14 protein-coding genes are annotated in these 13,278 nt (G+C 56.6%); all 14 read left to right on the top strand.

All coding sequences use genetic code 11. The annotated features are described in order from the left end of the window. Positions 1 to 46 precede the first annotated feature (46 nt). The 14 genes from arfB to ACF8R3_RS13985 all read left to right on the top strand — a co-directional run bounded on the left by arfB (position 47) and on the right by ACF8R3_RS13985 (position 13,174). Complete coding sequence (arfB, locus tag ACF8R3_RS14050) at positions 47 to 460, top strand: alternative ribosome rescue aminoacyl-tRNA hydrolase ArfB (protein WP_058604619.1); 414 nt, start codon at positions 47 to 49, stop codon at positions 458 to 460. Between the two features lie 1,189 nt (positions 461 to 1,649). Further along, entirely contained in the window at positions 1,650 to 2,651 is a 1,002-nt protein-coding gene (locus ACF8R3_RS14045; RefSeq protein WP_392515749.1) for an ATP-grasp domain-containing protein, read from the top strand. 73 nt (positions 2,652 to 2,724) lie between these two features. Beyond that, entirely contained in the window at positions 2,725 to 3,864 is a 1,140-nt protein-coding gene (locus ACF8R3_RS14040) for a trypsin-like peptidase domain-containing protein (RefSeq protein ID WP_392515748.1), read from the top strand. Between the two features lie 68 nt (positions 3,865 to 3,932). Further along, positions 3,933 to 5,069 carry a phosphoribosyltransferase domain-containing protein gene (locus ACF8R3_RS14035; RefSeq protein WP_392515747.1) on the top strand — a complete coding sequence of 379 codons (1,137 nt, stop codon included), beginning with the start codon at positions 3,933 to 3,935 and terminating at the stop codon, positions 5,067 to 5,069. Beyond that, positions 5,059 to 5,817, top strand: a complete 759-nt coding sequence (locus ACF8R3_RS14030) for a trehalose phosphatase (protein ID WP_197844484.1) — start codon at positions 5,059 to 5,061, stop codon at positions 5,815 to 5,817. The genes ACF8R3_RS14035 and ACF8R3_RS14030 overlap by 11 nt, the downstream gene beginning before the upstream one ends. Next, positions 5,810 to 6,901 (top strand): cysteine protease StiP domain-containing protein, encoded by a 1,092-nt coding sequence (locus ACF8R3_RS14025; protein ID WP_197844483.1) that lies wholly within the window; start codon positions 5,810 to 5,812, stop codon positions 6,899 to 6,901. The genes ACF8R3_RS14030 and ACF8R3_RS14025 overlap by 8 nt, the downstream gene beginning before the upstream one ends. Further along, positions 6,901 to 7,848, top strand: a complete 948-nt coding sequence (locus tag ACF8R3_RS14020) for an HpcH/HpaI aldolase/citrate lyase family protein (RefSeq protein WP_197844482.1) — start codon at positions 6,901 to 6,903, stop codon at positions 7,846 to 7,848. The genes ACF8R3_RS14025 and ACF8R3_RS14020 overlap by 1 nt, the downstream gene beginning before the upstream one ends. Further along, entirely contained in the window at positions 7,845 to 8,600 is a 756-nt protein-coding gene (locus ACF8R3_RS14015; protein ID WP_196185872.1) for an HAD-IB family hydrolase, read from the top strand. Before ACF8R3_RS14020 ends, ACF8R3_RS14015 begins: the two co-directional genes overlap by 4 nt. 2 nt (positions 8,601 to 8,602) lie before the next feature. Then, entirely contained in the window at positions 8,603 to 9,196 is a 594-nt protein-coding gene (locus tag ACF8R3_RS14010; RefSeq protein WP_014753726.1) for a TerD family protein, read from the top strand. Continuing rightward, entirely contained in the window at positions 9,193 to 10,377 is a 1,185-nt protein-coding gene (locus ACF8R3_RS14005; protein WP_392515746.1) for a TerD family protein, read from the top strand. Before ACF8R3_RS14010 ends, ACF8R3_RS14005 begins: the two co-directional genes overlap by 4 nt. A 47-nt stretch (positions 10,378 to 10,424) precedes the next feature. Beyond that, positions 10,425 to 10,874: a tellurite resistance TerB family protein gene (locus tag ACF8R3_RS14000; RefSeq protein ID WP_392515745.1), complete on the top strand. Its 450-nt coding sequence runs from the start codon at positions 10,425 to 10,427 to the stop codon at positions 10,872 to 10,874. 10 nt (positions 10,875 to 10,884) lie between these two features. Further along, entirely contained in the window at positions 10,885 to 11,919 is a 1,035-nt protein-coding gene (locus tag ACF8R3_RS13995) for a TerC/Alx family metal homeostasis membrane protein (RefSeq protein WP_196185875.1), read from the top strand. 31 nt (positions 11,920 to 11,950) lie between these two features. Next, the gene (locus ACF8R3_RS13990) at positions 11,951 to 12,526 is read left to right on the top strand and encodes a TerD family protein (protein ID WP_014753722.1); all 576 of its coding nucleotides are present in this window, start codon (positions 11,951 to 11,953) and stop codon (positions 12,524 to 12,526) included. A gap of 69 nt (positions 12,527 to 12,595) precedes the next feature. Beyond that, positions 12,596 to 13,174, top strand: a complete 579-nt coding sequence (locus ACF8R3_RS13985; protein WP_196185876.1) for a TerD family protein — start codon at positions 12,596 to 12,598, stop codon at positions 13,172 to 13,174. The last annotated feature ends 104 nt before the right edge of the window (positions 13,175 to 13,278 follow it).

Here is a 13,278-nt window from a genome sequence, read left to right as displayed (position 1 = left end):
GCGCGGCCATTGCTGTGATAATGCGGTCAATCATAGGGGTCCCTTCATGCTGACCATCTCCAATTCCGTACAACTGCCGGACGCTGAAGTGGAACTGACCTACGTGCGCGCCCAGGGCGCAGGCGGGCAGAATGTCAACAAGGTGTCGAGTGCCGTGCACTTGCGATTCGACATTCCCGCTTCTTCATTGCCTGAGTTCTACAAAGGGCGACTGTTGGCATTACGAGACAGCCGCATCACTGGGGACGGTGTGTTGATCATCAAGGCTCAGCAATACCGTACCCAGGAGCAGAACCGGGCTGACGCGCTGACGCGTCTGACCGAATTGATCGTGAGTGCAGGCAAGGTTGAAAAGAAGCGTCGGCCTACCAAGCCGACACTCGGTTCCAAAACGCGCCGCCTGGAGGGGAAGGCCAGGCGTAGCGGTATCAAGGCGGGCAGAGGGAAGGTGGAGTTCTAGCCGGGATCCATAATGCTCTCCAATATGCCTTATCTACTGCACCAATCGTGATTTAAGTGGAAAGCCCTAAAGTCCCGTATTTCATAGGCCAAATCGATCCCTTCGATAAATTAGTGGAATTATTTATGGTTTTTCCGCTGAATAAACAAAATAGATCGTGATATTCCACCGATTAATTTCTCCAGATTCGTGATTTTCCACTTATTAATTGAAGCGCCTTTTGACCCAATATGTGCGTAATTCTCACAAAATTTTCAGCTCGACGAATGGGGTCGAGCGTATCCGGTGACTCAGAAACTGAGTGGCGCCAGATCCCAAGCACTACGACCTCTTCGTCTTGCTTGAAGCCTTTGACCATTCGGGCTGGTTCGCCTAAATGCTGACCTCCAAACTGATGCCATTGGATGGGTTAATTGGATCGGCGTACACCAGGCCTGTCTTTAAGGGCGTATCGCACACTCTTGATACGGCCTTGGGTCGCAATAGGGGGCTGCAAAGTGTTCTGTGGCACACCGTGATAAGCGTGTCACTCCCTCAGGCGAAGAAATGAGGGACCGTATGCGTGCCTCTATCCTGTCCTGAAGAAGCAATCTCACATCAGGATCCGACTCTCCACCTGATCTGCTAATGATCCCCGCACTATCGTTCGTAGGTATTACCACCAGTGCTGATTTTGTAGATGGTTTCCGAATAGGGAAGACGTGCAATGATGGTCGTGACGTTCACCACACCCGCCATGGTCATCCCTCGGCACATCAGGCTGACATAGCCTTGGACAACACTATCGAAGGACGTGATCCGACTTCAGGCTAGGAAGGCGTTGGAATCAGGAGCGATCACCCAGGAAGAGTACGACCGCCTCATAGAAATGCTTGACGAAGTCAGCGCGCCGCCTCCTCCAGGTTCTGCAAACGTGAGTAAAAACAAACAAGGTTATTGAAAAAACATTCATGGCCAGGGGCACACTTAGTCACCTTCCTGACGGTAGTGTACCCTGGATTCTTGGCGTCAACCCCATTCATAAATCGCAACAATTTGCGTGGTGCGTTTTTCGCTCGGCCAGAAGCCTTTTTCAGGGAGGCAGATCATAATGTCGCCCCGCTTGAAGCCGCCGGCTCAACCGTTACCATCTCGCCCAAGGTCAGGATCCTAGATCCAAATTCAATTGCACTAAATCAAGGTGGTTCTAATGATCTGGTTTCTACAGGGTCAGGCTTCTCAGCGCGACATCATTCTGGGCGCCTTGGAGGCACTCCCAGCCGACGTGCGCGTATTCGCATCCCATGGGGGTGACCGGCCGGAGATCACCGGTTTGGCTCACGGCAGCTTTAAGGAGCCTGAAGACCGCGAAGATCGCATCGACTGGGTGCTCCGCACTGCAATCGAGAACTCGATTAAGGTGGTCTTAGCTGGTCGCGTTGGGGGCGCGTATGAGAGCCGTCGTGCGGATTTTGAGCGCGCAGGCATCACGCTTGTTACCGGCGGTATGAGCAAGCGCACTTTTGAGCTGGTTGACGACAAGGCCAATTTTACAGCCGAGGCAGAACGCGCTGGGTTGGCTTGCATCCCCGCTATCCCGGTTGAAAACCCAGACCAACTACGCGCTGCCTATGAAACCTTGAGTCCGACTTCAGAGGTTTGCATCAAGCCGGTTGTTGGCATCTATGGACAGGGATTCTGGCGGTTCAAGGCCGGGGTTGACCCATTCCGCTGCTTTGCGAACCCAGATGCTCGAGAAGTCGACTTCGAGACTTATCATCGGATCTACTCGGCCGGGCCAGCTCGTGAGCCGATGCTGGTAATGCCCTACCTCCCAGGGCCAGAGTGCTCCGTAGACATGGTTTGTGAGGGCGGCAAGGTAGTAGCGTATGTCGGTCGCCGGAAGGCCGGAGCGCACCAAACTTTCGAGCGAGACACGCCTGCAACCGATCTGGCTGTCGCCGCGGCTCAGCATTTCGATTGTGACGGCATCATCAACGTCCAGACCCGCGATGGCGCCGATGGGATGCCAAGGCTTCTAGAGATCAACCCACGATATTCAGGTGGTGTTGGCTACACCCGTGAAGCTGGTGTCAACCTGGCGGGTATCTTCGCTGCGCGCCGGCTTGGCCTCCCAGAACCACAGATTTCTTGGAAGGAGGGGGTGCGAATTCGGGCGATCACTATTGCCGTTACGGCCCCAGCTGGGTGATAGAATGGCCATCATTCTGGTACCACGTGTACCAAATCTAGATTAAAGTTTCTGTCTACTCAGGGAGCGAGACATGCTGACGCCAGGCGCCAATGTTGCACTTTCTTCACAAAAAGCATCGTGGACGCTGGAGTCTTCGCAGCAGAATGCTTTTGGCTCGACCGCAGCTGTCGCGCTGATCCCTGTTGATGACAAACGATCCCCAAGGGGAGCTGCCGCTCTCTTTCATATTGAGCAGCCCGCTTGGATGCAATGGAGTGGCAGTCGGGAGCAGGTCGGCTGCTCGCTTCAGTTCGGGAGCCTGCCTGCCGGCAGTGATCGCGTTCTGCTGATCGTCTACAGATATTCCAACCTCGGGCCGGTTAGCTCTCTTGGCCACCTGAAGCTCAAGGTTGATCAAACGGTTTCTTACGACCTAGATACCAGCGCGTTTGGCGAGAGCGCGTTGATATTGGGCGAGTTCTATTCCCGCGGTGGACAATGGAAATTCCGGGCCATGGCAGAAGGCTCAGCCTATGGTCTGGCGGCGTTTGGCCGCAAGCTCGGGGTGGAGATTGACGAAGCCAACCCTGACCATCCAGAGGTTGGGAGTCGTGACTCTCGCTCTAATGGCGGTGCAACTGCCGCCACTGGCACTGGCTTTGCTGTATCCAGCAACGTGCTGCTGACCTGCGCCCATGTCATCGAGGGGATGTCGTCGATTGAGATCAGTTCCTTCAATGGTCGATACCGAGCTGAGCCAGTGATGGTCGACACTTCAAACGACATTGCATTGCTCCGAGTAGATGGTGCGCCATTGACGCCCGTCCAATTCGCCGCAACCGGCGGCTGCTCCCTGGGCGATGCAGTGACAGCGATTGGCTTCCCAATGTCGGGATTTGCTGGCGGTGGCGCGCATGTCACTCAGGGCGGCGTCTCCGCCCTGTTCGGACTGCGTAACGACTCGAGCCTCTTGCAGTTCACAGCGGCTATTCAACCCGGGTCGAGTGGTAGTCCACTGTTCGACTCGCGGGGGAGTGTGATCGGCATGGTTACTTCAACCGTGCCAGATGCGCAGAACATGAACTTTGCGGTCAAGTCCCATTTGCTCGGCGCCTTCTTAGAAGCTTGCCATATCCACATCACAGTCAATGACTCTCATGCAGCGCAGACACCTGCCGATATAGCGAGGGGTGTTCAACCGTCGCTTTGGAAAATCGAAGCGCGAAATTAAATGCTGCAGGCCATTGAAATTAAAAGTGCGCACGTTAGGTTCACTACTATCGTCCACGGAACTCCAACATGGAGCATAGTTTAGTGAATCAACCGTTTTCAAAGTTGAGCGCCACGCTGAAGCGCGGCATTCTCGAAGTTGATGTGCATCAGGCTTCCATTTTGCCTGAGTCGCTTTTTGGCTTTGCCGAGCGGCGCAATCCGAAACGAGCATTTTTGTTTGTTTCTCGGGTGCTGGGTAAGCACATTCCCGTCAAGCCATCGGTGATGCAGCAATCCTATAAGGCCTTGGCTGCACAAATCCCATCCGACCTGCCAGGCCCTGTACTTGTCATCGGTATGGCAGAGACAGCCGTCGGCCTGGGGGCGGGCGTTCATCGAGCCCTCAGCGAGTCACGGGCTGACACCATGTACATCGTCAGTACCCGCCACCCGGTGGGCGATCAGATCTTTGCTCGTTTTGAAGAAGAGCACAGCCATGCCAGTGCACACTTAATTCATGAGCCGTCCGAACCTCAACTCTCGGAAATGATGCGCAGCGCCAAGTCGCTGGTGCTCGTTGATGATGAGGCCTCGACCGGTCGCACCTTCATCAATCTACACCGCGCCCTTGTGGACGCTGGCCTCAACCAGATCGAGCGCGTTGTCACCTGCGTGCTGACTGATTGGTCTGCAGGCGCTGTATCGAGCAGCATCGGTGAAGCGGCCGCACAGGTATCCCTGCTGAGTGGCGCTTACAGCTTCACTGAAGATCCTGAAGCTCCGCTTCCTGAAATGCCGGACACCGGCACTGTGGCAGCTGGAGATTGGGCTGTGAACCCCGAAAACGATTGGGGCCGACTGGGTACCCGTGGGGTCGCAGACACCCTGGGGCTCAACATCGCTGTCCAGCCGGGTGAGCGGGTCATCGTCCTCGGTACCGGTGAGTTCGTTTGGAAGCCCTTCCTGCTGGCTGAACGCCTTGAGCGCGCTGGCGCCGATGTGCATTTCAGCTCGACTACCCGTTCGCCAATTGCACTAGGCCATTCGATTGGGCACGCGCTGAATTTCTCGGACAACTACGGTCTTGGCATCGTCAACTTCCTCTACAACGTGGCACCCGGGGAATTCGATCGAGTGCTGATCTGCAGTGAGACGGACGCACAGGCCGTGCCGCCTGCGTTGGTTGAGACTTTGAACGCGGAGGTGATCGTCGATGGCAAATAAGCGCCCGCTGGCCCTGGTCGACCTGGACGACACGCTCTTCCAAACCGCTCGAAAAATGCCTGAGGGCACTTCGCGCTATCCGGCGTCCTTTGACGTTAACGGTGAAGTGAGCGGTTTCCAGACCGAGATGCAGAAGCAGTTCCTTGGGTGGCTTCTGGCAACGACTGATGCGGTACCCGTTACTGCGCGCAGTGCCGAGGCCTTCAACCGTGTTCGTCTGGATTTCACTGGCCCTGCTATTTGCTCCCATGGCGGCCTGATCCTGAATCCCGACCGCTCCGTCAATATGGACTGGCATGGCGTGATGAATGGAATTCTCTCGGCGTTCCAGGACCGCTTGCCCGTGCTGTGTGAGACGGCGTTGCGTATTGGGGACGAGCAAGGTGTATCGCTTCGTGGCTGGGTTGTGGAAGAGGCCGATCAGCGTCACTACGTTGTGGTCAAGCACAACAACGGTTCTGACGCTGACCTGATTCTGGTGCGCAACAAGCTGAGAGAAGCTGGCCTGATCGAAGGCATGCACACTCATTCCAACGGCAACAACCTTGCCCTGTTACCTGCAGGTCTGTCCAAGCGCGTCGCTGTTGAGCACTTCCTCAAGCAGGATCGTGAGTTGAACGGGGAGCGCCCTGTGCTCGGCTTCGGCGATAGCATCACCGATCTCGGCTACATGAACCTCTGCGATTTCTGGTCGACTCCGGCGCGGAGCCAGCTTGCCGCATTGGTGGAGGACAGCATCCATGCTTAACCCGATCCTGACCTCGATGACTGTTGGTAGCGGTAGCTACTTGCCTGAGGATGTTCATTTCCTTTTGCAGCCAGTGAACATCGGCCTGACCGATGTGCTGGAAAAGGAGCGGCTGATCCAGTCCAAGCAAAAGCACTACTCGGAAATGATCAGCCAGGAAGATGCGCCGTCACAGACTCACATGCAGTTGTTCGAGCGAGCGATGACTCAGAACGGCCTGCGCATGGCGGCGGACGTTCAATCCCTGGCTCTGGCCTTGGAAGAACGCTATCAGGGTCCGACGATTGCGCTCGTGTCCTTCGTTCGCGCCGGGCTTCCGCTTGGGGTTCTGTTACGCCGTGCATTGATTGACCTGGGCCGCGATGCACATCACTACGGCATCAGCATCGTCCGCGATCGTGGTATCGACACTGTTGCGCTTGAATCTATCATCGCTGCGCACGGCGCCGAGAACATCGTTTTCGTCGATGGGTGGACGGGCAAAGGCGCAATCTCTGGGGAGATCAAGCGCAGCCTTGCAGGAGACAGCCGTTTCCCTGAAGACCCCCGACTGGTCGTACTGGCAGATCCGTGCGGACGGGCCTGGCTGGCAGCCTCGGCTGAAGACTGGATCATCCCATCCGGTATTCTCGGTGCGACCGTCTCCGGTTTGGTTTCCCGTTCGATCTGGCCGAGTGATGGCGGGTTGCATGGTTGCGTCGTATACGACCACCTGCGAGAGCACGACGTGACCCGGGCTTTCATTGATCGGATCGAAGCAGCTCGAGCTGCCGTCGAGGTAAGTCCGGCCCTGCCGTGGACACCAGAAGAGGCAAAGAACCTGCAGAACGATGCACTTGATGTCGTCAGCCGTCTTGCTGACCGATTTGGTGTGACCAATTTGAATCGCATCAAGCCCGGTATCGCCGAAGCGACTCGCGCTGTGCTGCGCCGTGTCCCAGATCAGGTACTGGTGCGGGACCGCAGCGATGCAGATGTCCAACTGCTGATCCATCTGACTGACCGTGCCGGCATCCAGGTACAGGAAGCTGGTGAAGGCTTGGGGCCCTACCGTGCCGTTACTATCATCCGGGAGGTGAGCTAATGGACCGCATCTCCCCGTGGGCACTGGGCGCGACGCTCTACATGCCTGCAACTCGAGCCGATATCGTCGAGGTGATTTGCGCTGATAAGCAGCCTGGTCTTCGCTCGCTCGTTATCTGCCTAGAGGACGCGGTTGCCGCGACCGATGTTGAGCATGCTCTGGAGTCGCTGCGCGCGATCCTGACTGCTATCGGGCCCCGAGTTAATCGCTCTCCAAGAAGTCCACTGGTTTTCGTTCGACCGCGTGATTCGAGGATGGCGGCTGTACTCAATGAGTGGCCAGAAATCACCGCAGCGCATGGGTTCGTAGTGCCGAAACTGTCCCTTGCCACATTGGGCGAGTGGGTCCGAGCAGTTACCAACCCCGACCTGCTGTTGATGCCCACGCTTGAAACCAGCGACGTATACAACCCTGGGGCGATGGGCGAGTTGGGTTGCGCGCTTCGCGCAGAGCTGGGGGATCGAATCCTTGCGTTGCGCATCGGTGGAAATGATCTTATGAGTTGCCTGGGGTTGCGCCGAAACCCGGCAACGACCTTGTATCAGACCCCAATGGGGTACGTGATCCCAATGCTGTGCGGGGTCCTTGGGGCACAAGGTTTTGCTCTTACCGCGCCTGTCTTCGAGCAGCTCGCAACACCTCAGCTGCTCGCTGAGGAGCTGGACCTGGACATTGCCCATGGGCTGGTTGGTAAGACAGCGATCCACCCGACTCAGATTGCGCAGATTCATGACGGCTTCCGCGTTCCTCTTGAGGACTACAACTGCGCCAAGCTCATCGTCGATGGTTCTGCGCCCGCTGTCTTCAAGCACAACGATGCGATGGTTGAACCAGCGACCCACTACAACTGGGCCGTCAACATCATCGAACGGGTGAAATGGCACGGAGTGAAACCCGCAGAAGCAGGTATAGCGGAGCCAGTTCGCTTGGCTGAGGCAGTTCGATGACCCAGGAATTGATTGAAGCTGGCCCGGCCTCCGGCCAGGTCCTGTCGGTTTTTGACTTCGACGGCACCCTGACGCGGCGAGACACTTTCGTCCCATTCCTGCTGTTTGCGTTCGGTAAGCGGAAGTTCGCCGCACGGGTGATACGCATGCTTCCTGCGTGCATTCGCTACCTCGGCAAGGGAATGAGTCGCGACGAGCTTAAAGCTGTGCTTGTCGCCACCTTCCTGACTGGTGTTGAGGAGGCTTGGGTGAAGCGGAAGGCTGCGGAATTCAGGCGGGCGTTTTGGGTACGGCTCATGCGGCCGGCCGGCGTAGAATCCGTCGCGTCCGAGGTTGCAAGCGGTGCCCTGGTAACAATCTGTTCAGCTTCTCCGCGGATAGTGCTCATGCCATTCGCTCAGGAGCTGGGTATCAGCTTGATTGGGACTGAGCTTGAAGTAGTTGAAGGCAAGCTAACAGGCGCGCTTAGCGGGAGTAACTGCCGCTGCGAAGCAAAGGTACTTCGCCTGGAAGCTGTATATGGCCCGCTGGCCCAGTACAAGCTACGAGCTTGGGGTGACACCCGCGGGGATCAAGAGCTACTTGCTGCAGCGCAAGAGCCGCACTGGCGGCACTTTCACCCGCGCTGGCAACGTGGCCGGATGAAGATTGAGAAAATTGGTGCGCGTGTGAACTCGACGGACGCGACCACAAATTCAGTTACGGGTGTCTCCTCTGGCACCCAACAGCACGATGACCAACAAGGAGCGTAACGATGGCACTTACCCTTTCGAAGAATCAGTCCATTTCTCTGGAGAAGACCGCGGGCTCGGGTCTGTCCAAGGTAACCCTGGGTCTGGGCTGGGATCCTGTGAAAGCTACTGGTCTTTTCGGCAAGATTTTCGGTGGTGGCGGTGGAGAGATCGACCTCGACGCGTCGTGCATCATGCTGGATGGCGACCTGAAGCCGGTCGACTTGGTGTGGTTCCGCCAGTTGAAATCCAAAGATGGTTCGATACAGCATTCTGGTGACAACCGCACTGGTGAGGGTGAGGGTGATGATGAGTCGATTACCGTAAACCTGAGCAACGTTCCTGCATCGGTCAAGCACCTGGTGTTTACGACTAACAGCTTCACTGGGCAGAACTTCTCTCGCATCCAAAATGCGTACTGCCGCATCGTCAATGACGGCAATAAACAGGAATTGGCGCGTTTCAACCTCAGTGACCAGGGTGAGCACACTGGAGTGGTCATGGCCAACCTGTCGCGCGGCGCTTCTGGCTGGGAGTTCAAAGCTATCGGTAAGACTACCCATGGCCGTACTGCTGACGACTTGGTGAACCTGGCCGTTCAGGCGGTGCGCGCATGACAACCTTGGTCCCTGGTGGTAACGCACCGGTAGCGACCGGGAGCCTGCGGGTGGAGGTGGGCTATTCGCCCATTCCAGGTGCAGACATTGATGTGTCTGCATTTGCCCTGACCACAACTGGAAAGGTCCGTGGCGACAATGACATGTGCTTCTACGGCCAGCCCAGTGTACTGGGTGGGTCGGTGCAGCTGGTTGATACGGCTGCTGGCCGCGCCGTGTTCACCGTTGACCTCAGCCGGCTGGACGCAGCTATCGAAAAGGTCGCGCTGACGGCGACCATCTACGAGAACAAAGCCAGCTTCGACCGTGTACCCATGCTTGTGGTCACTGTGTCTGGCGGCATTGAGACCCAAATCCCGACTTCGGGTATGAAGGAAACCGCGCTCATTCTTGGCGAGTTTTACCGTCGCCAGGGTGCGTGGAAATTCCGATGTGTCGCTCAAGGCTTTGCCGGTGGCCTTGCACCACTGGCAACCCACTTTGGTGTCGACATTGCGGCCCCGGCCCCGACGCCAGCTCCAAGTGCTGCGCCGGCACCTGCTCCAGCGCCTACCCCAGCACCGGCCCCTGCTCCAAAGTCGACTATCAGCCTGAGTAAGGTGACCCTCGACAAGACTCGATCCTCGATCAGCCTGGAAAAGACAGCTGCTGGGTTCGGTGAAATCCGGGTGAACCTGAACTGGAACCAAGGAAAGTCCGGCGGCTTCTTCAATCGTAGTAAGTCTATTGACCTCGATGTTGGCTGCTTGTTTGAGTTGCAGGATGGCCACAAGGGCGTGGTCCAAGCCCTTGGCAACGCATTCGGCGCCCTTGAGCACGAGCCTTACATTCAACTCATGGGTGATGACCGAACTGGCTCCGTATCCGGCGGCGAGTGGATTTACATCAATGGGAAGAAGTGGAGTGAGATCAAGCGAATCCTGGTTTACGCCTTCATCTACGACGGTGCACCGAACTGGGGGCAGACTGATGGTGTGGTCACCATTTTCATCCCTGGCCAGCCAGAGATTGAAGTCCGTTTGAACGAGGAGGGTGGAAGTCTCGGTTGTTGCGCCATTGCTCTCCTTGAAAACGACAACGGCGCCGTTAAGGTGTCTCGTAGGGTCGACTTCCATAGAAACCAAGAGCCCATGGATAAGGCCTACCGTTGGGGTCTGCGCTGGAGCGTTGGTTCCAAGTAATCCACTTTCGGGCGGGGTTTCGGTCCCGCCACTTTGAGGTACGAACAATGCTCAGTTGGTTGAAAGCAAAAGGTGCGCAAGCACGCGAGGCCCTGACTGCCGAAGTAGGCAAGCACAAGAATCGCAAGTTCATGGAAGCAACCGCCAACGGCTGCGCCATGGTAGCTGTAGCGAGCAATGGCTCAGGTCCTGAAGAAAAGCAAAAGATGATCGGCTTCATCAACAACTCCCCAGAGTTGAAGGTGTTCAGCCTGACCGACGTACTCGCCGTGTTCAACGACGCGATGAGCAAGTTCGAATTTGACCCGCAGATCGGTCAAGCAGAAGCGTTGAAGGTCATCGGCAGAATCAAAGACAACGAAGGGGCTGCGCGCCTTCTCGTACGCGTTACCTGCTCCGTCGGCGCATCCGATGGTGACTTTAATGAAAAGGAAAAGGCGGCATGCCGTCTGATCTGCATGGAGCTGGGCCTCTCCCCAGCTGATTTCGAACTTTAAGGACTGACCCGTGGAAGTTACCCATATCGGTTTCCCCCCGTTGACCATGATGGTTTTCGTCGGCATCGCCTTAGGCGCTCTGCTGCTCGACATGGTTACGCATCGCGGCGATAAGCCGGTCTCGCTGGCAAAAGCGTCTGTCTGGTCCGTGTTCTGGATTGCCATATCCCTCGCGTTTGCAGGATTCCTGTACGTTCAGCACGGGCCTGAAGTCGCCAGCCTGTTCGTCACCGGTTACGCCCTTGAGAAGGTTCTCAGCGTCGATAACCTTTTCGTGTTCATGGCAATCTTTGCCTGGTTCAAAGTTCCTGATGGCCTGCGCCACCGCGTGCTCTACTGGGGCATCATCGGCGCTATCGTTTTCCGCGGCATTTTCGTTGCGATCGGTACCGGCCTTCTGGCGTTCGGCCCTTGGGTAGAAATCGTATTCGCACTGATCGTGGCCTGGACCGCCGTCATGATGCTTCGTAGCGGCGGTGATGATGAGGAGGAGGAAGACTACTCCAAGCACATCGCCTATCGATTCGCCAAGAAACTGTTCCCGGTCTGGCCAAGGCTGCACGGCAACCAGTTCTTCGTTAGCCGCAAGGTTCTCGAGGGCGAGTTGCTGAAACCTGAGAACAAAGGCATGAGCCTGGCGGCCAAAGGTGGTTTGTTTGCTACCCCGCTGTTCCTGTGCTTGGTTGTCGCTGAAGTATCGGATGTGCTGTTTGCCTTCGACTCCGTGCCGGCTGTGATCGCGGTGAGCCGTGAGCCTCTCATCGTTTACTCCGCTATGCTGTTCGCCATTCTGGGCTTGCGTACGATGTACTTCGTACTCGAGGCCCTGAAGCGCTACCTGGTACACCTGGAGAAAGCTGTCATTGCACTGCTGTTCTTCATCGCGGTAAAACTGGGCCTCAACGCCACAGACCATATGTTCCACCACGGCTTCAAGATCGATCCAAATACCAGCCTCCTCATCGTGATGGTGGTGTTGGTAATCGGCATCGTTGCAAGTGTGATCTTCCCCGAAAAGGAAGACACTCAAGCAGAATCCAACTGAATCACTCGTACCCTAACAAGGAGTTTAAGAAATGGCTTTGACCCTGCAGAAAGGCGGCAACCTGTCCCTGACCAAAACTGACCCGTCGCTGACCAAGATCATCGTCGGCCTGGGCTGGGACCCGCGTTCGACCGATGGCACCGAGTTCGACCTCGACGCCAGTGCATTCCTGCTGGCTGCCAATGGCAAGGTTCGCGGTGAAGCAGACTTCATCTTCTACAACCAGCTGAAGAGCCAAGACGGTTCGATCGAGCACACCGGCGACAACCGTACTGGCGCTGGCGACGGCGATGACGAAGTACTGAAGGTCGACCTGAGCCGCGTGCCAGCGGACATCGACAAGATCGCGTTCACCGTTACCATCCATGACGCCGATGTTCGCAAGCAGAACTTCGGTCAGGTCGGCGGTTCGTTCATCCGTATCGCCAACGATGTGACTGGTGCTGAGGTCGTTCGTTACGACCTGGCCGAAGATGCTTCGACTGAAACCGCGATGATCTTCGCTGAGCTGTACCGTAACAACGGCGAGTGGAAATTCCGCGCCGTTGGCCAAGGCTACGCCGGCGGCCTGAAGGCTCTTGCCAACTCGTACGGCCTGAATTTCTAAGGTCCGTTATCCGTCGTTAGCACCACACGGTGCTAAAGACCACTCCATCTATTTTCAAGGGATTATCCAATGGCTGTCTCGCTGACCAAAGGCTCCAACGTATCGCTTTCTAAAGAAGCTCCTGGCCTGTCCGAAGTGGTCGTTGGCCTGGGCTGGGACCCTCGTGTAACCGACGGTACCGAGTTTGACCTCGATGCATCCATCTTCATCACCGGTGAAAATGGCAAAGTCCTGAACGACAACAGCTTCATCTTCTACAACAACAAAACCTCGCAAGACGGTTCTGTTGAGCACTTGGGCGACAACCGCTCCGGCGCGGGTGAAGGCGACGACGAGCAGGTCAACATCAAGCTGACCGGCCTGGCTGCAGACGTCAAAAAACTGGTTTTCGCGGTCACCATCCACGAAGCCGAAGGACGCAAGCAGAGCTTCGGTCAGGTGGGCAACGCCTACATCCGCGTCGTTAACAAGGCAGACGGTAAAGAGCTGGCGCGCTACGACCTGAGCGAAGACGCTTCGACTGAAACCGCGATGATCTTCGGTGAGCTGTACCGTCACAACGACGAGTTCAAGTTCAAGGCGATCGGTCAAGGTTTCGCTGGCGGCCTGAAGCCACTGGCTGAAGCTCATGGCGTTTCCATCGGCTAATTCGAGCCTGTAGGAAAAGCCCCTGCTAACACGGCAGGGGCTTTTTTTTGTCAGGTGGTTCGTTCTGACCACCTAGCTTTGCGCGCACACGTGATGCGCATGGA

Origin of the sequence: Pseudomonas sp. FYR_7, from assembly GCF_043106155.1 — a bacterium.
GTDB classification, from domain to species: domain Bacteria; phylum Pseudomonadota; class Gammaproteobacteria; order Pseudomonadales; family Pseudomonadaceae; genus Aquipseudomonas; species Aquipseudomonas parafulva_B.
The sequence above is the reverse complement of the archived record's forward strand: the minus strand, read 5'-3'. Positions and strand labels throughout refer to the sequence as shown.

What these genes read in the sequence shown, in the direction of transcription:
- arfB (WP_058604619.1), top strand. Translation starts at nt 47, where the DNA reads ATGCTGACCATCTCCAATTCCGTACAACTGCCGGACGCTGAAGTGGAA.
- ACF8R3_RS14045 (WP_392515749.1), top strand. Translation starts at nt 1,650, where the DNA reads ATGATCTGGTTTCTACAGGGTCAGGCTTCTCAGCGCGACATCATTCTG.
- ACF8R3_RS14040 (WP_392515748.1), top strand. Translation starts at nt 2,725, where the DNA reads ATGCTGACGCCAGGCGCCAATGTTGCACTTTCTTCACAAAAAGCATCG.
- ACF8R3_RS14035 (WP_392515747.1), top strand. Translation starts at nt 3,933, where the DNA reads ATGGAGCATAGTTTAGTGAATCAACCGTTTTCAAAGTTGAGCGCCACG.
- ACF8R3_RS14030 (WP_197844484.1), top strand. Translation starts at nt 5,059, where the DNA reads ATGGCAAATAAGCGCCCGCTGGCCCTGGTCGACCTGGACGACACGCTC.
- ACF8R3_RS14025 (WP_197844483.1), top strand. Translation starts at nt 5,810, where the DNA reads ATGCTTAACCCGATCCTGACCTCGATGACTGTTGGTAGCGGTAGCTAC.
- ACF8R3_RS14020 (WP_197844482.1), top strand. Translation starts at nt 6,901, where the DNA reads ATGGACCGCATCTCCCCGTGGGCACTGGGCGCGACGCTCTACATGCCT.
- ACF8R3_RS14015 (WP_196185872.1), top strand. Translation starts at nt 7,845, where the DNA reads ATGACCCAGGAATTGATTGAAGCTGGCCCGGCCTCCGGCCAGGTCCTG.
- ACF8R3_RS14010 (WP_014753726.1), top strand. Translation starts at nt 8,603, where the DNA reads ATGGCACTTACCCTTTCGAAGAATCAGTCCATTTCTCTGGAGAAGACC.
- ACF8R3_RS14005 (WP_392515746.1), top strand. Translation starts at nt 9,193, where the DNA reads ATGACAACCTTGGTCCCTGGTGGTAACGCACCGGTAGCGACCGGGAGC.
- ACF8R3_RS14000 (WP_392515745.1), top strand. Translation starts at nt 10,425, where the DNA reads ATGCTCAGTTGGTTGAAAGCAAAAGGTGCGCAAGCACGCGAGGCCCTG.
- ACF8R3_RS13990 (WP_014753722.1), top strand. Translation starts at nt 11,951, where the DNA reads ATGGCTTTGACCCTGCAGAAAGGCGGCAACCTGTCCCTGACCAAAACT.
- ACF8R3_RS13985 (WP_196185876.1), top strand. Translation starts at nt 12,596, where the DNA reads ATGGCTGTCTCGCTGACCAAAGGCTCCAACGTATCGCTTTCTAAAGAA.